Raw genomic sequence first — 15,218 nt, 5'->3', positions numbered from 1 at the left:
TATGCTGGTAAACCTTTGCGACTACAAACAGAGCGTGACGCTGATTGCGAACAGCGGCGTACAGTTTCTTGATTTTGGCCTGACGCCGCAGGACTCCGCCCAGAGCGGGCGGTTTGTGCGTAAAACCGCCAACGGCCCCCTGCTGCGCCTCGATTTTGATCTGGTGAATGGCCGCTATACCCTGCCCGCCACCAACGGCGGACAGCCAGAAGTGGTGAAACCCGAAAGCACCATTCCGCTTCAGCAGTCGCTGGCGGTGCTCGACGGTGTCTGGCTGCCGGTGCCGTTCCTGCGCTTTAACCCGCCGCGCACCTTCGTTGAAGGCCCGGACAACTGGGCCCGCGTGCAGGTGCGTAAGCTGGAGACCCCGGATAACGCCGGAAACAGCCACCGCGTGACCCTGGCGCTGGACAGCCAGATCGCCGCCCACGCCACCAGCGCCCTTTCACCGGTGGAGAACGACATTCTCAACGGCACCCGTTTCGCGCTGGCCTGGCGCGACGACGAGGTGGCGAACTTCCTCGACCAGACCTGGATTGACGGCTGGCTGCGGGAAGCCTTCACCCAGTACGCCACCGGCGTGGAGAACCGCGCCGAGCGCGATTTACAGCTGGCGATGCGCAATTTTGAATACCAGGCGCACTGGCTGAACATTCTGGCGATGCTGGGCGAACAGCTCACGGTGCCGGAAGTCAAATTTGTCACCCACACCCTCAGCACCCCGGCTATCCCGGTGGATCTGATCCTCGATGTCGGCAACACCCATACCTGCGGGGTGATCATTGAAGATCACGGCGACGCCAACGACGGCCTGCGCCAGACCGCCGAGCTACAGGTGCGCTCGTTAAGCGAGCCGCAGTTCCTCAACGAGCCGCTGTTTACCAGCCGCCTGGAGTTTTCCGAAGCCCGCTTCGGCAAGCAGCACTTCTCGGTGGAGAGCGGCCGCGAAGACGCCTTTGTCTGGCCCTCTATCGTGCGCGTCGGCGACGAGGCGCGCAAGCTCGCTACCCAGCGGCTGGGCACCGAAGGCAACAGCGGTATCTCCAGCCCGCGCCGCTACCTGTGGGATGAAACCCCGGTGGTACAGGACTGGCGTTTCAGCCAGATGAACAGCAAAACCCAGCGCGAACCGCTGGCGACCGCCTTCCCGCTGATGAACCTGATGAACGATGACGGCCAGCCGCTGTTCACCCTACCGCAGGATGAACGTCTGCCGGTCTTCTCCCCGCAGTACAGCCGTAGCACCCTGATGACCCACATGCTCTGCGAGCTGCTGGCGCAGGCGCTGGGGCAGATCAACAGCGTCGCCACCCGTCTGCGTCTGGGCTTCCCGGCGTCACCGCGCCAGCTGCGCACCCTGATCCTCACCCTGCCGTCGGCGATGCCGAAGCAGGAGCGCGAGATTTTCCGCCGCCGTATGTTTGAAGCCATCGCCATCGTCTGGAAAGCGATGGGCTGGCACCCGCAGGATGAGGACTTCTCCAGCCGTAAACAGCAGGAGAAAAGCGTGGTGCCGGTGCCGGAAATCCAGATGGAGTGGGATGAGGCCAGCTGCGGCCAGTTAGTGTGGCTCTATAACGAGGCCATCTCCCATTACAACGGTCAGACCGAAGCCTTTTTCGCCGCCCTTGCCCGCCCGGATCGCGAGCCGGAGCCGGGTTGTCAGCCGGGCCGGGCCCTGCGCGTCGCCTCGATTGATATCGGCGGTGGCACCACCGATATGGCCATCACCCATTACCAGCTCGACGACGGTTCGGGCAGTAACGTCAAGATCGCCCCGCAGCTGCTGTTCCGCGAAGGCTTTAAGATCGCAGGGGATGACACGCTGCTGGATGTGATCCAGCGCTACGTGCTGCCCGCCCTGCAAACCCAGCTGCAGAAATCGGGCATTGCCGACGCGTCTCTGCTGATGGCCTCGCTGTTTGGCGACTCCGGGCGCATCGACACCCAGGCGGTGCTGCGCCAGCAGACGGCTTTACAGCTGTTTATGCCGATTGGACATGCGATCCTCGCCGCCTGGGAAGCCAGCGACGTTGACGATCCGCTCGACGGACTGCACGCCACCTTTGGCGATCTGCTGACCCGCAAGCCGACGCGCAACGTGATGAACTACCTGCAACAGGCCATCGAGCACGCCCTGCCAGCCGGGTCGGCACCGTTCGACCTGTTTGCCGTCCCGCTGCACGTTAACTTCCGCGAAATGCAGGACGCGATGCTGGCCGGACACTTTACCCTGGCAGCACCGCTGCATGCGGTGGCAGAGGCGATCTCCCACTATGCCTGCGATATTCTGCTGATCACCGGGCGTCCTGGCTGTCTGCCTGGCGTTCAGGCGCTGATCCGCCATCTGCAGCCGGTGCCGGTCAGCCGGATGGTGTGGCTGGACAAATACCGGGTACATGAGTGGTATCCGTTCAGCCAGCAGGGGCGCATTGGCAATCCGAAATCCACCGCGGCGGTTGGGGCGATGCTCTGTAGCCTGGCGCTGGATCTGCGCCTGCCGCGCTTTAACTTTAAGGCGGCCGATATCGGCGCTTACTCCACGGTGCGCTACCTCGGGGTACTGGATAACACGGTAAATACCCTGCGCGAGGAGAACGTCTGGTATCAGGATATCGACCTCGACAAGCCGGGGGCGAAGCTGGATACACGCCTGCACTTCCCGCTGCGCGGCAATGTGACGCTGGGCTTCCGTCAGCTGGCGAACGCCCGCTGGCCTGCCACCCCGCTCTATACCCTGAGCATTAACTCGGCGGAGCTGGCGAAATCCATTGCCGGAGACGGGGTGCTTAACGTGCGCCTGAAGCTCTGCGGCGGCAATAAACAGGATGGTCCGGAAGCCTTTGAGCTGAGCGATGCCTGGCTGCAGGACGGTACGCCGGTCCCGGCCGATGCCCTGACCTTTAAACTGAATACTCTGGCCGATCGCCGACACAGCGGTAGCCATTACTGGATCGACAGCGGGAGCGTATACCTGAAATGAGAGCCACGACGACCACGACTCAGGCATTAATCGGGTGGATCAACGCAACGCGTCAGCACGCCCCGCTCCTCGACAATGACGCCGATGCCCTGCTGGCGAGACTGGCGGTTGCCGACGCGCGGGAAAAGGCTATTCAGCGGGCGCTGAGCGCCGGGAGCACCATCGGGTTATATGGTCACTCCCAGGCGGCGAAAGCCCACCTGCTCGCCACCCTGTGCGGCAGCGACAATCAGCGAATGAACGTGATTGTCGGCCAGCGAACCTTTGACTACTTTTCGCACATCAATCCCGGCCACGCCCTGACCAACATGGCGTTGCGCTTTACCCCCACCGCAACGGAGGTGGCCGATGACGCGTTTCCGCTGCGCCTGAGCCTGCTCACCGAAGCTGAACTGGTGCAGGTGTTTCTGGCCCGCGCCACGCTCCCGGCGGTGGATAAATCCGTTATCGAGGCGCGTCTGGAGAAATGGCGCGCCCTGCGCCAGCCTCAGAGCGTACCGGGGATCACCGCCGCCGACGTCGGCACTATCGCCCGCTACTGGCGCGACACGGTGCCCGCCGCCGCCCAGCAGATGGACGATGCCCTGTGGCATCAGTTTGCCCTGCTGCTGCCGTCGCTGGATCTGAGTACCCGCGCAAGCGTCTGGTCCTTACTGTGGGGCGAACAGCAGGAGCTGACCCAGCAGTGGCTCAAGCTGGCGCAAATTCTGCACCAGACCAGCCACGCCCAGGCGCTGGCCGCGCCGCTGAGCCTGCTGGTGGATAATTTTGGCCTGCCGACCGAAGGGTTCCTCACCCGGGGTGATATCGCCCTGCCGGAGGTCCAGCAGGCGGTACTGCACCCGCTGCACAACGGCGAGCTGCTTAACGCCATCAGCATCCCGCTGGACGTGCTGGCCCTGCTCACCCGGGAGCTGATCCTGCCGGTAGAAAATAGCGCGCTGGCCGGAGTGGATATTATTGATATTCCGGCCCCGTCAGCGCAGCCCGATTCACCGCTGGCCCAGGCGAAACTGCAGTGGCTGCTGGAGCACTATCGCCAGCAGCTGCAGCCGGATGTCCTGGTGATCTGCAATGCCACTGCCCATCACGGCCAGACCGCCCGCACCGCGAAAATGTTGCTTAACTGGGTGAAAGCGACCCAGCAGGGCGACGATGCCGCCCTGCCAGGGCTGGTGTGGGCGATTACGCCCCAGGATGCGCGCTTTACCCGCCGTTCCAACCTCGACGAAGCGGTGCAACAGCTGCTCGGCAAACCCGGCCAGCACTGGGGAACGTTGCAGGCGCTGGACAGCAGCAGTATGCAGCGGGTGATTGAGTGGTTATCCCAGGCGACGCTGCCCGCCCAGCGCGAGACGCGTTTGCAGGGGTTACGCCAGCAGCATCAGCGGGAACTGCATCAGCTGATGCGGGGGTATCTGGCCCCGCTGACTCAGGATCCTGACGCCCAGCGCGGCACCGCCGAAGCGATGGTGCGTGCCCTGCAGGGGAGCGCCGCCCGTCACGGCGAGCTGCTGGAGGGATTACTCCCGCCGCTGCGCGCCTTTGAGACGCTGCTCGCCGTGCAACAGCCGCGCGAAGAGCAGGTTAACGGCCTGTTTACCGATACCATCGACCTGTTTGCCGACAGCGCCCAGGATAGCGATGAAATGTTGCAGCCGACGGACAAAGCGCGTCTGGCCCATCAGGTGTGGATCAACCATCTGCGCCAGTGGAGCCGGGATGAAGCCGTCGCCAGCCGTCTGGGGCTGGATACCGCGATCCTGCAGCAGATTGGCGATGTGCTGGTGATTGCCAGCTATCGTCTGAATCTGCTGGCGCAGCTGAAAAAGATTGTTGATACCGATAAAAGCAGCGCTGCACAGCTGCATGCCGCACTCGGCAATTTTGTGGGATGGGTCGGCTACGCTCAGACACCAGCTTCCGCCCGCCCGGCCAGCCGCATCCGCAAAGGGCAGCCGGTGTTTGTCACGCCTGTGGTTAACAGCACTGCGCCACGCTTGACCCGTCTGGGAGAGCAGCCGGTGCATGCAGCCACGGCCTATGTCTATGACTGGCTGGTGGCGCTCTATACCCAGGCGATTGATAACATCGGGTATCAGCATCCGCATGATATTACCCATGACGATCGCAGAGCGTTGCAGGCTTTGCTCGCCTGATACGGTGCAAGAACTTTAGCCGGTAACACTGGGTACAGGAGCGGTCTGTACCCCCCTCATTCCAGGCTTGTCTCGGTGGGGTGAGGGGAATATGCGGCAGTGGCGGTGCTTCCGTTCACCATACTTTCCTTGCTTCTCTGTAAACCGCGTCACTCGTGAACGTGTTAAGGGGGCTATCGCCGCCCCCTTAACAATCCCGGCTCCCGGCAAGAAAATCGCCGCTTCGCGGTGGCCCTCAGCTTATTCCTTCAGGCTTTCGGGTCGGGTTTTTTAGGCCGGGTAAGGCGAAGCCGCCACCCGGCAGTGTTGCGCCGGGCGGCACTGCGTTTGCCCGGCCTACAAACAGTGGTTAACAGCCCTGCGCCACGCTTAATCCGTCTGGGAGAGCAGCCGCATGATATTACCCATGCCGATCGCAGAGCGTTGCAGATCTTGTTAGTCTGAAACAGACGTTTGATGGCACTGTCCTGCAACCCTGCGGCTCATCATAGACGGATCGCTATTCCTGATGCATACAGTCGAACAACGCCTTCGCCAGCGCTGACGGGTTCTCCCACGACATCGAATGTCCAGCATCAGGGATCATTTTCACTGCGACACCCTGCTGGCGCATCTCATCCAGATCGGTATCCGGCAGCGAAAGCTCGCCAAAAATCAGCCATATCGGGCAACTCAGCTGCAAATAGCGCTCGCTCCAGCTGGGCTGTACCCCATTAACCAGGCTCGTTGCTCCGCGCCACACTGCCCAGGGGGCAGTGCTTTGGAGGCAACCCTTCCAGGGTGAGGTTTCCGCCGACAGCATGGCCTGATAACCGGCACTGACAAACTCCTCCTCCGTCTGAGCAGTGATACCCCGGCTGAACATGCCCCCGCCAGCATGAAAATTGGGTTCAGACACGATCAATCCTGACAGACGATCCCCGGCCAGTTCAGCCGTTTCTATTGCTATGCTGCCGCCCATGCTGTGGCCATATAACCAGAATGAGGTTAGGGCTAAATGGTTGAGCAGTTCGATGACCACCTGCGCCTGCGCTGAGGTCTGATAGGTATAAGCTTCCGGTTTATCACTGTAACCACTACCGGGGAGATCGATAAGAATAGCCCGGCGGGAGCCGAACTGAGGGTCGCAAACTATCCGGGGATACTCGTAGGAAGAGGCGCAGCCGAGACCGTGGATGAAGACCAGCGGTTCCCCCTTCCCGGGCAGTTCCTGCCAACGCACCAGGCAACGGGCCTGTTGCGAATAAAAGCTGTTCATAAGCACTCCTTTTCAGACGACTGTGTTTTTATACAGCTCATCAAAGAGGAATGCTATCGCCGTAACGTAAAACGGGGGGCGTTGTCAGAAAAGCGAAATCAGCAGCGCAACCGGAAAACTCATCGGCCAGGTGGAGCCCACCAGAAAGGCGCTCAGGAAGCGGATACGTTTGCGATCTTTAGAGAGAAACCAGGTGATAAGCGCGCTGATGGCCGCCATGACGGCGTAAAACATTAACATCTTTTGATACAACGTCATTTCAAATACCCAATGTGCTGTTCAATAACCGCGCGCAATATGCGACATATGTTGATATGGATCAAGTATTTTTGTTACACATTATCCACAGTTTTTGCGTGGTAATAACAGTTAGGTATATTTTGCTACAACTTTTTGGCGGGAGCTGGCGGGACAAACGCTGACCAGGACCGCATTTTGCGGCCCTGGAAGTCCGGTTCTACTTCTTAACCGGTTGAGGCTTTTTGTTACCCGAATCGGGTACTTTGCGGGATTTGTCTTTATCGACTTGTAGCATCAGACTCTCCTTTGTGGCCTTCGGCGTAGATAAGTATAGCCTGGAAAAAGCCCCCCCTTTAAAGTTGCATTTAAAATGCAATTTATGATACAAAATAGCCATCACCCGAGCTGTAATGACCTCATCCACAGGGAGGACGTTATGCTGCGTATTCCGCAACACTCTATTCACACCCGTTCCACACCGTTCTGGAACAAAGAGACTGCCCCGCCGGCCATTTTTAAGCGTCATCTGGATACCGGCACCCGTCCCGGCGTTTATCCGCGTCTTAGCGTGATGCAGGGTGCCGTGCGTTATCTGGGTTATACCGATGAAACGTCACCCGATCCGGACACCACATTGATCATTGAAAGCGGCCATTTTGCTGTTTTCCCGCCTGAACGCTGGCATCACATCGAGCTGATGAGTGACGATACCCTCTTTAATATCGATTTTTTTGTTGAACCCGAGGTTCTAAAATTTGCCGGGCGTTCTCACGCCTGAGGAGCTAACGATGTTACGTATTCCTGCCAATTTTGTGCATACCCGTGCCACTCCCTTCTGGACTAAAGAGACTGCACCTGCCGCGCTTTTCACCCATCACAACACCAAAGCAGGCATCTATGGCCGTCTGTCCGTGATGCAAGGCGCCGTAAAATATTTTGGATTTCCGGACGGCGACGCCACCGAATCTGATATGGAGCTGTTGATTGAAGCCGGAAGTTTCGGTATTTCCCCGCCGCAAAAATGGCATCGTATCGAACTCATGACCGAGGACACCGTGTTCAATATCGACTTTTTTGCCGACCCTGAGGTGACGCTGAATGGCGCAGGCTTGGGTAAAGTCGTTAATACTCACAAGGAGTAACGTCATGGGCAAAGCAACGTATACCGTTACCGTCACCAATAACAGCAATGGGGTGTCGGTGGATTACGAGACGGATGCCCCCATGGAGCTGCTCGTCCCGGATGTCGCTGCCGACGTGGTGAAAGAGCTGGTGAACACCGTGCGCGCCTACGACACGGAAAACGAGCACGAGGTGTGCGGCTGGTAGTTTGCCGCTCCCTTCTTACATTTTGAGCAGTTCAAGCACCGTTTGCGGCGCCTGATTCGCCATTTTCAGGGCCGCATTCTGGCTCTGCGCCAGGATCTGCGCCCGGGCAAGCTGGCTGGCCTCGGCGGCATAGTCGGCATCCTGGATGCGGCTGCGGGCGGCCTGCATCGCCACACCCTGCTGTGAAAGCACCGCTTTGCTGGATTCAAACCGGTTCATCATTGCGCCATACTGCCCACGATAGCTGCTCACTTTCTCCAGCGCGGCATCCAGTAATCCCATACATTTTCTGGCCCCCGCCTCGGAGGCCATATCGCTATTTTCCAGCTGCAGCGTCTTTAAATCCGTCGGGGTCGGCTCGATGGTGGTGGTTTGCATCTGCTCCCCAAAATTGGCGCTGGTCACCACCTCTATGGGACGGCTCTGCTTCGGCGGAACCGCCGGGGTCATTGTCGGCGTCGGCAAGGTTCCCCAGGTAATGTTGCTGGTAAAGGAGCCGCTCCCCACCACCATCACCAGCAGATCTTCGGAGACGGTATCCAGCGTCATGCGTTCGATGCGGTTCGAACCGTTAGCCCCGTCGTTCCAGGCGCCAATCGCTTTATCTTCATAGCGATCGCCATCGCCGCTGTAGGTAATGGTCATCCCGTTATAGTTAAGCGATTCCCCGCTGAGGCTCCAGCTCGGGCCGCCCTCAATTAGCTGGCTATCGTCATAGACCGCCCCGCTGCTAAAACCGTTTTTAGCCGTCAGTACCGATGCGGTGGCTTTGGTGCCATCAGTGATGCCGCGGCTGACCCAGGTATAATCCGCATCAGGGCCGGATAAAGGTGTCCCGGCGAGATGTTTTCCATCCCGGGTAAATAACTGTAGATCGTCATCCAGACCCAGCGAATCAATGGTAATGGTGATATTCGTCGACCCGGCCGGAATATAGGCCAGCGGAATAATTCCAGAACTGAATGAATAATCGGTTCCGGCTAGCGGGAATTTGTTGTTTAACGGCGGTACGTCGCCGATTAATTGCGGCGGTAATACCGGCTTATCGGTCGCCAGCGGATATTGACCGAAGATCTCAGTCTGCTCCGAGACCTGGGTAATGGTCGCCAGGATCTGCTGATACTCCTGGTTGATACTCTCCCGGTCAGACGGCGACAGGGTGCCGTTCGCCGCCTGGATCGCCAGGCTTTTGGCTTTAATCAGCATATTCCCGATATCGCTCAGGCTCCCTTCCGCCGTCTGCGCCAGGCTTATGGCGTCATCGAGCCCGCGGGAGATAACGCTATCCGCATTGATATTTGAAAACATCCGGTTGGCAATGGCCTGCCCGGCCGCGTCATCCTTCGCGCTATTGATACGCAAGCCGGATGACAGGCGTTCAATGGTTTGAGAAAGCATCGTCGTGTTTGCTTTCCGGGACTTAAGCGAGAGCCCGGCAATCTCGTTATGATTAATTGCAAGCATGATGAACAGGGCCGTTTGTCTGGTCTGACTACTCTATCGGCCCGCTCAAAATTTTATTTAGGAAATATTTTATAAAACCAAACGATATATTTTCCCCCTGAGATAAGGGGCAGCAAAATATATTTCTAAGTTAATGTATTCAATAAAATATATTATTGCGCGCCGGTTACCGTGCAGTAACCGGCGCTGGGCACAGATCAGTGCTTAAACATGATATGACGAACCACGGTGTAGTCTTCCAGACCATACACCGACATATCCTTGCCGTAGCCTGACATTTTCATCCCGCCGTGGGGCATTTCGCTCACCAGCATAAAGTGAGTGTTAACCCAGGTGCAGCCGTACTGGAGATGGGCGCTGACGCGGTGCGCGCGGCCCACATCCTGGGTCCACACGGAAGAGGCCAGCCCATACTGCGAATCGTTGGCCCAGTTCAGCACCTCCTCTTCGTCGTCGAATGGCGACACGCTCACCACCGGACCAAACACCTCCCGCTGGACGATGGCATCTTCCTGCCTCGCCCCTGCCAGCACGGTGGGCTGGAACCAGTAACCTTTACCGTCGTGCTTGCTGCCGCCGGTGATCACCTGTACATGTCCCAGGGCTTTCGCCTCATCCACCGCTTTGCACACCCGGTCGAGATGCGCCTGGGAGCTTAACGGACCCAGTTCGGTGCTCTCGTCATTCGGATCGCCGATCTTCAGGCTGGCGACCGCGGCCCCCAGTTTTTCCACCAGCGCGGCGTATATCCCTTTTTGGGCGTAGATACGACAGGCGGCGGTACAGTCCTGCCCGGCGTTGTAGAAGCCGAAGGTGCGTACTCCCTCCACCACCGCGTCGAGATCGGCATCGTCAAAGACAATCACCGGCGCTTTGCCGCCCAGCTCCATATGGGTGCGCTTAATCGTCGAGGCGGTATGGCCGATGATATGTTCGCCAGTGGCGATAGAGCCGGTGAGCGACACCATGCGCACCTTTTCGTGCCCGGTCAGCGGGTCGCCCACGGTTTTACCCCGGCCAAACAGCACGTTAATGACCCCGGCCGGGAAGATATCTTTTGCCAGCTCCGCCAGCTTCAGGGCGGTGAGCGGCGTGATTTCAGACGGTTTCAGCACCACGCAGTTACCGGCCGCCAGCGCGGGCGCCAGCTTCCACGCCGCCATCATCAGGGGATAGTTCCACGGTGCAATGGACGCGACAACGCCAACCGGGTCGCGGCGGATCATGGAGGTGTGCCCTTCCAGATATTCTCCTGCCGCCGAACCATGCAGGGTACGCGCCGCCCCGGCAAAGAAGCGGAACACGTCGGCAATCGCCGGAATCTCATCCCCCATCACGCAGTGCAGCGGTTTGCCGCAGTTCTGCGACTCCAGCTGGGCTAAGGTGTCGGCCTGAGCGTCGATGGTGTCCGCCAGCTTCAGCAGACACTCGGCGCGGCTTTTTGGCGTGGTCCGCCCCCAGCTGGCAAACGCGCGGTCCGCGGCCTGCACGGCTGCGTCCACCTGGGCGGGAGAGGCCTCGGCGATCTCCAGCAGCACCTCGCCGGTGGCAGGGTTATAGACCGGCTGCTTTTCCCCTTCGCCGTTGACCAGTTCACCATTAATCAGCAGTTGAGTTTGCATAGCTTTGTCCTGTTTCAGTCAAGGTTATTTCCCGCTTCCGGCTACGTTTTCGCCGTCGCGGGTCAGCCACCAGGCCCCCAGAATGGGAATGGCGGTCACCAGCATAACCAGCAGTGCCACCACGTTTGTTACCGGTACATCGCGCGGACGCCCAAGCTGGTTTAACAGCCACAGCGGTAACGTGCGCTCATGTCCGGCGGTAAAGGTCGTCACGATAATCTCATCGAACGACAGGGCGAACGCCAGCATACCCCCCGCCAGCAGCGCCGACCCCAGATTGGGCAGCACCACGTAGCGGAAGGTTTGCCAGCCGTTAGCGCCTAAATCCATCGAGGCTTCAACCAGGCTCCAGGAGGTGCGCCGGAAACGGGCAATCACATTATTGAACACCACCACCACGCAAAACGTGGCGTGACCGAGGATGATGGTGAAGAAACCAGGCTCCAGATTAATGGTCTTGAACGCCGTCAGCAGCGCCAGACCGGTGATGATCCCCGGCAGGGCGATGGGCAGGATCAGCATCAGCGATACCGCGTTCTTGCCAAAGAACTCCCGCCGCCATAGCGCCGCGGCCGCCAGAGTGCCCAGCACCAGCGCAATGGCCGTCGACAAAGCCGCGATTTTCAGTGACAACGTCACAGCTTCAATAATGTCGCTGCGCGTCGCCGCGGCACTGAACCACTTCAGCGTCAGCCCCTGTGGCGGAAAACTGAACGCCGCGTCCTCGGTATTAAAAGCATAGATGGCAATAATCAGCAGCGGAAAGTGGAGGAAGATCACCCCGCCCCAGGTGGCGATTTTCAGAAACAGCGGTGCGCGTTCAGAGTGCATCAAACGCTCCCAGACGTTTCACGAACGCCAGATAGAGGGTAATGAGAACAATCGGCACCAGGGTGAAGGCCGCCGCCATGGGCATATTGCCAATCGCCCCCTGCTGGGAGTAGACCATCTGGCCGATAAAGTAGCCCGGCGGCCCCACCAGCTGCGGCACGATGAAGTCGCCCAGCGTCAGGGAGAAGGTGAAGATCGACCCGGCCGCGATGCCCGGGATCGCCAGGGGCAGCACGACATAGCGGAAGGTCTGCCGCGGCCGGGCGCCGAGATCGGCTGAGGCTTGCAGCAGTGACGGCGGCAGACGCTCCAGCGCCGCCTGCACCGGCAGGATCATAAACGGCAGCCAGATATAGACGAATACCAGAAAGCGCCCCAACCCGGAGGTGGAGAGCGTACTGCCTCCCACGCCCGGCACCGTCAATAGCGAGGTGAGCAGCGGCTCCAGCCCCATATGGCTGAGAAACCACTGCGCCACGCCATCCTTGGCCAGCAGCAGCGTCCAGGCGTAGGCCTTGACGATATAGCTGGCCCACATCGGCAGCATCACCGCGATATAGAAGAAGGCTTTCCACTTTCCGTGGGTGTAGCGCGCCATATACCAGGCCATCGGGAAGGCCAGAATCGCGCTGCCGATGGTGACGGCAATCGCCATCGTCAGGGTACGCAGGATGATGTCGTAGTTGGCGGGATTAAACAGCGCGCGGATGTTGGCGAAGGTCAGATCCGGCGTGACCGCCATGGTGAAGTCATCGAAGGTGTAGAATCCCTGCCACAGCAGGGTGAACAGCGACCCGAGATAGACAATGCCAAACCACATCAGCGGCCCGAGCAGGAGTAAAAACAGCCCCAACGACGGCCTGCGCCAGAACAGCGCCGACAGACGTCCCGACAGGCCGTGCGAAGCCGGTGGCGGCGAAACGCTCATCTCCATTTCACCTCTCCTCATGCAGCGGCACCATAGCGTCGCGCGCCCACGAGGCGGTCACCTGCTGCCCGGCCTCAACCCCCGGGGCCAGCGCGGAGCCGGTCAGGTTGGCCTGGCTCACCAGCAGTTTCTCCCCCTCGGCAAGCCGCAGCTCGTAACGGGTCGCCGCCCCCTGAAACTGCACCGCCTGCACCTGGCCCAGCACCTGAATTTCACCCTGCCCGTCCAGACGAATATGCTCCGGACGCAGGGAGTAGCTACCGGCCATGCCGCAGACGCGCCGGGCGGTGGCGTCGGTAAAGACGTTCGAGGTGCCAACGAAGCTGGCGACGAACGGGGTGCGCGGACGCAGATAGAGCTCCCGCGGGGTATCCACCTGCTCGATTCGCCCGTTGTTAAAGACCGCCACCCGGTCAGACATCGACAGTGCTTCCCCCTGATCGTGAGTGACGAAAATAAAGGTGATGCCCAGCTCCTGCTGCAGTTTTTTCAGCTCAAACTGCATCTGCTCCCGCAGCTTGAGATCCAGCGCGCCGAGGGGTTCGTCCAGCAGCAGAACACGGGGCTGATTGACCAGCGCCCGGGCAATCGCCACCCGCTGACGCTGGCCCCCGGAGAGCTGGGAAGGCTTGCGCGCTTCGGCAAAACTGAGGCCGACCTTCTCCAGCGCCTCGCGGGCCTGGGCCTGGCGGGTAGATTTGTTGATCCCCTTCACCATCAGCCCGTAGGCCACGTTCTCGAGGATAGTCATATGGGGAAACAGGGCATAGTCCTGAAAGACGGTATTGACGTCGCGCTCCCAGGGAGGGAGTTCGCTGGCGTCTTTGCCAAAGATAGATATAGCGCCGCCGCTCAGCTGTTCGAAACCGGCAATCAGGCGCAGGCAGGTGGTTTTGCCGGAGCCCGAAGGCCCCAGCATGGAGAAAAACTCCCCGTCACGGATCCGGATCGTTACCCCATCCACCGCACGCACATCCCCATACAGGCGGGAGACATCGTTAAACTCTACTGCGTAGGTCATATTCCGCTCCCTGCGCTTAACGACCGCCCATGATGGCGATATAGTCCTGAACCCAGCGGCTGTAAGGGACAAATTTGCCACCGTTGGCGACAGGGGTTTTCCAGAACAGGATCTTGTCGAAATAGGTGTAGCCGTTGGTTTCACAGCCTTTATCGCCGAGCAGAGTGCTGGCTTTACAGCCTTCTGCCACCACTGGCAGGGAACCGAACCATCCCGCCAGATCGCCCTGCACTTTTGGCGTCAGGGACCAGTTCATCCACTTATAGGCGCACATCGGGTGTTTGGCATCGGCGTGCAGCATCGTGGTATCCGCCCACCCTGTCACCCCCTCTTTCGGGAAGACGGTGCCTATCGGCTGATTCTCGCCTTTGAGGGCGTTGGCCTGATAGGGCCAGGCGCTGGAAGCCACCACCCCTTCGTTTTTGAAGTCACTCATCTGCACCGTCGTGTCGTGCCAGTAGCGGTGCACGAGTGCATGCTGATCTTTCAGCACGTTTAACACCGCCGTGTACTGCGCTTCCGTCAACTGGTAGGGATCGGTGATGCCCAGATCTGGCTGGGTGGCTTTGACATAGAGCGCCGCATCGGCAATGTAGATCGGCCCATCGTAGGCCTGCACGCGCCCTTTGTTGGATTTGCCGTCCGGCAGGGTCTGTTCTTTAAACACCACGCCCCACGTATCAGGCGGGGTCGGGAAGGTTTTGGTGTTGTACATCAGCAGGTTTGGCCCCCACTGATAGGGCGTGCCGTAGGCCTTGCCGTTAACGTTGAACCACTCCCCTTTGACGATCCTGGGGTCGAGGGTTTTCCAGTTGGGGATCAGGTCCGGGTTGATGGGCTGAACGCGTTTGCCCATGATCAGGCGCAGAGAGGCGTCGCCGGAGGCGGTCACCAGATCGTATCCGCCCTTCGCCATCAGGCTCACCATCTCATCGGATGTCGCGGCGGTTTTGACGTTAACTTTACAGCCGGTCTCTTTTTCAAACTGGGTGACCCAGTCGTAGTTTTTATCGGTCTCGCCCCGTTCGATATAGCCCGGCCAGGCAATGATATCCAGACGACCTTCGCCATTGCCGATCTCTTTTGGCGGCTCTGCCGCTTGCGCAGTCAAAATAGTCATGCCGAGCGCGCACAGGCTGCTACGGGCAAATGTTTTGCTCATACGTATTACTCCTGTCGTAATGAAATCAGAAGGCAGCCGTGCCGGTAGAATATCTCCTTAATTAAACGTAGACCGCGCCATTGCAGCGCACCCGGCAGGCCTGAGAAATTTCGCCAGGTTGTGACCGGGGGCGCATTCCCCGGTAACTGGATTATAGACAAGGGGTTAGCAGGCGAAGAGGTTATGCATATTTCCTATGAGCGATAATAAAAAACGCCGCA

Annotated in this window: 13 protein-coding genes; 5 read left to right on the top strand and 8 right to left on the bottom strand. The window is 59.4% G+C overall.

The features are described 5' to 3' along the window. Window position 1 precedes the first annotated feature (1 nt). Together ACT3IC_RS20115 and ACT3IC_RS20110 are read left to right on the top strand one after the other, a co-directional pair. The gene (locus ACT3IC_RS20115) at window positions 2-2,983 is read left to right on the top strand and encodes a virulence factor SrfB (protein ID WP_473478956.1); all 2,982 of its coding nucleotides are present in this window, start codon (window positions 2-4) and stop codon (window positions 2,981-2,983) included. Continuing rightward, entirely contained in the window at window positions 2,980-5,142 is a 2,163-nt protein-coding gene (locus tag ACT3IC_RS20110) for a virulence factor SrfC family protein (protein ID WP_473478800.1), read from the top strand. Before ACT3IC_RS20115 ends, ACT3IC_RS20110 begins: the two co-directional genes overlap by 4 nt. A gap of 499 nt (window positions 5,143-5,641) precedes the next feature. Here the strand turns inward: ACT3IC_RS20110 and ACT3IC_RS20105 are convergent, their stop codons facing one another. Together ACT3IC_RS20105 and ACT3IC_RS20100 are read right to left on the bottom strand one after the other, a co-directional pair. Further along, window positions 5,642-6,400 (bottom strand): alpha/beta fold hydrolase, encoded by a 759-nt coding sequence (locus tag ACT3IC_RS20105; RefSeq protein WP_473478797.1) that lies wholly within the window; start codon window positions 6,398-6,400, stop codon window positions 5,642-5,644. An 84-nt stretch (window positions 6,401-6,484) separates the two neighbouring features. After that, a complete protein-coding gene (locus ACT3IC_RS20100) occupies window positions 6,485-6,658 on the bottom strand; it encodes a GhoT/OrtT family toxin (protein ID WP_032610845.1) in 174 nt (57 codons plus the stop codon). A 418-nt stretch (window positions 6,659-7,076) separates the two neighbouring features. Here ACT3IC_RS20100 and ACT3IC_RS20095 point away from each other — a divergent pair, with 418 nt between their 5' ends. The 3 genes from ACT3IC_RS20095 to ACT3IC_RS20085 are packed head-to-tail and all read left to right on the top strand — an operon-like array spanning window position 7,077 to window position 7,969. Beyond that, the gene (locus tag ACT3IC_RS20095) at window positions 7,077-7,418 is read left to right on the top strand and encodes a TehB family protein (RefSeq protein WP_103179702.1); all 342 of its coding nucleotides are present in this window, start codon (window positions 7,077-7,079) and stop codon (window positions 7,416-7,418) included. A 10-nt stretch (window positions 7,419-7,428) separates the two neighbouring features. After that, window positions 7,429-7,782, top strand: coding sequence for a TehB family protein (locus tag ACT3IC_RS20090; RefSeq protein WP_103179703.1), 354 nt, complete (start codon window positions 7,429-7,431; stop codon window positions 7,780-7,782). Window positions 7,783-7,786: 4 nt separating this feature from the next. Next, entirely contained in the window at window positions 7,787-7,969 is a 183-nt protein-coding gene (locus tag ACT3IC_RS20085; protein WP_103179704.1) for a DUF1869 domain-containing protein, read from the top strand. A 15-nt stretch (window positions 7,970-7,984) separates the two neighbouring features. Here ACT3IC_RS20085 and ACT3IC_RS20080 read toward each other — a convergent pair whose 3' ends face one another. From ACT3IC_RS20080 to ydcS, 6 genes are all read right to left on the bottom strand, one after another. After that, the gene (locus ACT3IC_RS20080) at window positions 7,985-9,433 is read right to left on the bottom strand and encodes a flagellin N-terminal helical domain-containing protein (RefSeq protein ID WP_103179705.1); all 1,449 of its coding nucleotides are present in this window, start codon (window positions 9,431-9,433) and stop codon (window positions 7,985-7,987) included. A 197-nt stretch (window positions 9,434-9,630) separates the two neighbouring features. After that, complete coding sequence (gene patD, locus ACT3IC_RS20075; RefSeq protein WP_473478792.1) at window positions 9,631-11,055, bottom strand: aminobutyraldehyde dehydrogenase; 1,425 nt, start codon at window positions 11,053-11,055, stop codon at window positions 9,631-9,633. A gap of 24 nt (window positions 11,056-11,079) precedes the next feature. Beyond that, on the bottom strand, window positions 11,080-11,886 hold the full coding sequence (locus ACT3IC_RS20070) for an ABC transporter permease (RefSeq protein ID WP_103822054.1): 807 nt from the start codon (window positions 11,884-11,886) through the stop codon (window positions 11,080-11,082). Next, complete coding sequence (locus ACT3IC_RS20065; RefSeq protein ID WP_263950777.1) at window positions 11,876-12,820, bottom strand: ABC transporter permease; 945 nt, start codon at window positions 12,818-12,820, stop codon at window positions 11,876-11,878. Before ACT3IC_RS20065 ends, ACT3IC_RS20070 begins: the two co-directional genes overlap by 11 nt. A gap of 1 nt (window position 12,821) precedes the next feature. Beyond that, entirely contained in the window at window positions 12,822-13,835 is a 1,014-nt protein-coding gene (locus ACT3IC_RS20060) for an ABC transporter ATP-binding protein (protein WP_156654559.1), read from the bottom strand. Window positions 13,836-13,851: 16 nt separating this feature from the next. Next, window positions 13,852-14,997 (bottom strand): putative ABC transporter substrate-binding protein YdcS, encoded by a 1,146-nt coding sequence (gene ydcS / locus ACT3IC_RS20055; RefSeq protein WP_103179710.1) that lies wholly within the window; start codon window positions 14,995-14,997, stop codon window positions 13,852-13,854. Window positions 14,998-15,218 lie beyond the last annotated feature (221 nt).

Source organism: Leclercia sp. GHBNCSD, from assembly GCF_055805075.1.
Note: the sequence above shows the minus strand (reverse complement) of the source record. Positions and strands in the feature narration are given on the sequence as shown.

What these genes read in the sequence shown, in the direction of transcription:
- ACT3IC_RS20105 (WP_473478797.1), bottom strand. Translation starts at nt 6,400, where the DNA reads ATGAACAGCTTTTATTCGCAACAGGCCCGTTGCCTGGTGCGTTGGCAG.
- ACT3IC_RS20115 (WP_473478956.1), top strand. Translation starts at nt 2, where the DNA reads ATGCTGGTAAACCTTTGCGACTACAAACAGAGCGTGACGCTGATTGCG.
- ydcS (WP_103179710.1), bottom strand. Translation starts at nt 14,997, where the DNA reads ATGAGCAAAACATTTGCCCGTAGCAGCCTGTGCGCGCTCGGCATGACT.
- ACT3IC_RS20065 (WP_263950777.1), bottom strand. Translation starts at nt 12,820, where the DNA reads ATGGAGATGAGCGTTTCGCCGCCACCGGCTTCGCACGGCCTGTCGGGA.
- ACT3IC_RS20070 (WP_103822054.1), bottom strand. Translation starts at nt 11,886, where the DNA reads ATGCACTCTGAACGCGCACCGCTGTTTCTGAAAATCGCCACCTGGGGC.
- ACT3IC_RS20085 (WP_103179704.1), top strand. Translation starts at nt 7,787, where the DNA reads ATGGGCAAAGCAACGTATACCGTTACCGTCACCAATAACAGCAATGGG.
- ACT3IC_RS20090 (WP_103179703.1), top strand. Translation starts at nt 7,429, where the DNA reads ATGTTACGTATTCCTGCCAATTTTGTGCATACCCGTGCCACTCCCTTC.
- patD (WP_473478792.1), bottom strand. Translation starts at nt 11,055, where the DNA reads ATGCAAACTCAACTGCTGATTAATGGTGAACTGGTCAACGGCGAAGGG.
- ACT3IC_RS20095 (WP_103179702.1), top strand. Translation starts at nt 7,077, where the DNA reads ATGCTGCGTATTCCGCAACACTCTATTCACACCCGTTCCACACCGTTC.
- ACT3IC_RS20110 (WP_473478800.1), top strand. Translation starts at nt 2,980, where the DNA reads ATGAGAGCCACGACGACCACGACTCAGGCATTAATCGGGTGGATCAAC.
- ACT3IC_RS20080 (WP_103179705.1), bottom strand. Translation starts at nt 9,433, where the DNA reads ATGCTTGCAATTAATCATAACGAGATTGCCGGGCTCTCGCTTAAGTCC.
- ACT3IC_RS20100 (WP_032610845.1), bottom strand. Translation starts at nt 6,658, where the DNA reads ATGACGTTGTATCAAAAGATGTTAATGTTTTACGCCGTCATGGCGGCC.
- ACT3IC_RS20060 (WP_156654559.1), bottom strand. Translation starts at nt 13,835, where the DNA reads ATGACCTACGCAGTAGAGTTTAACGATGTCTCCCGCCTGTATGGGGAT.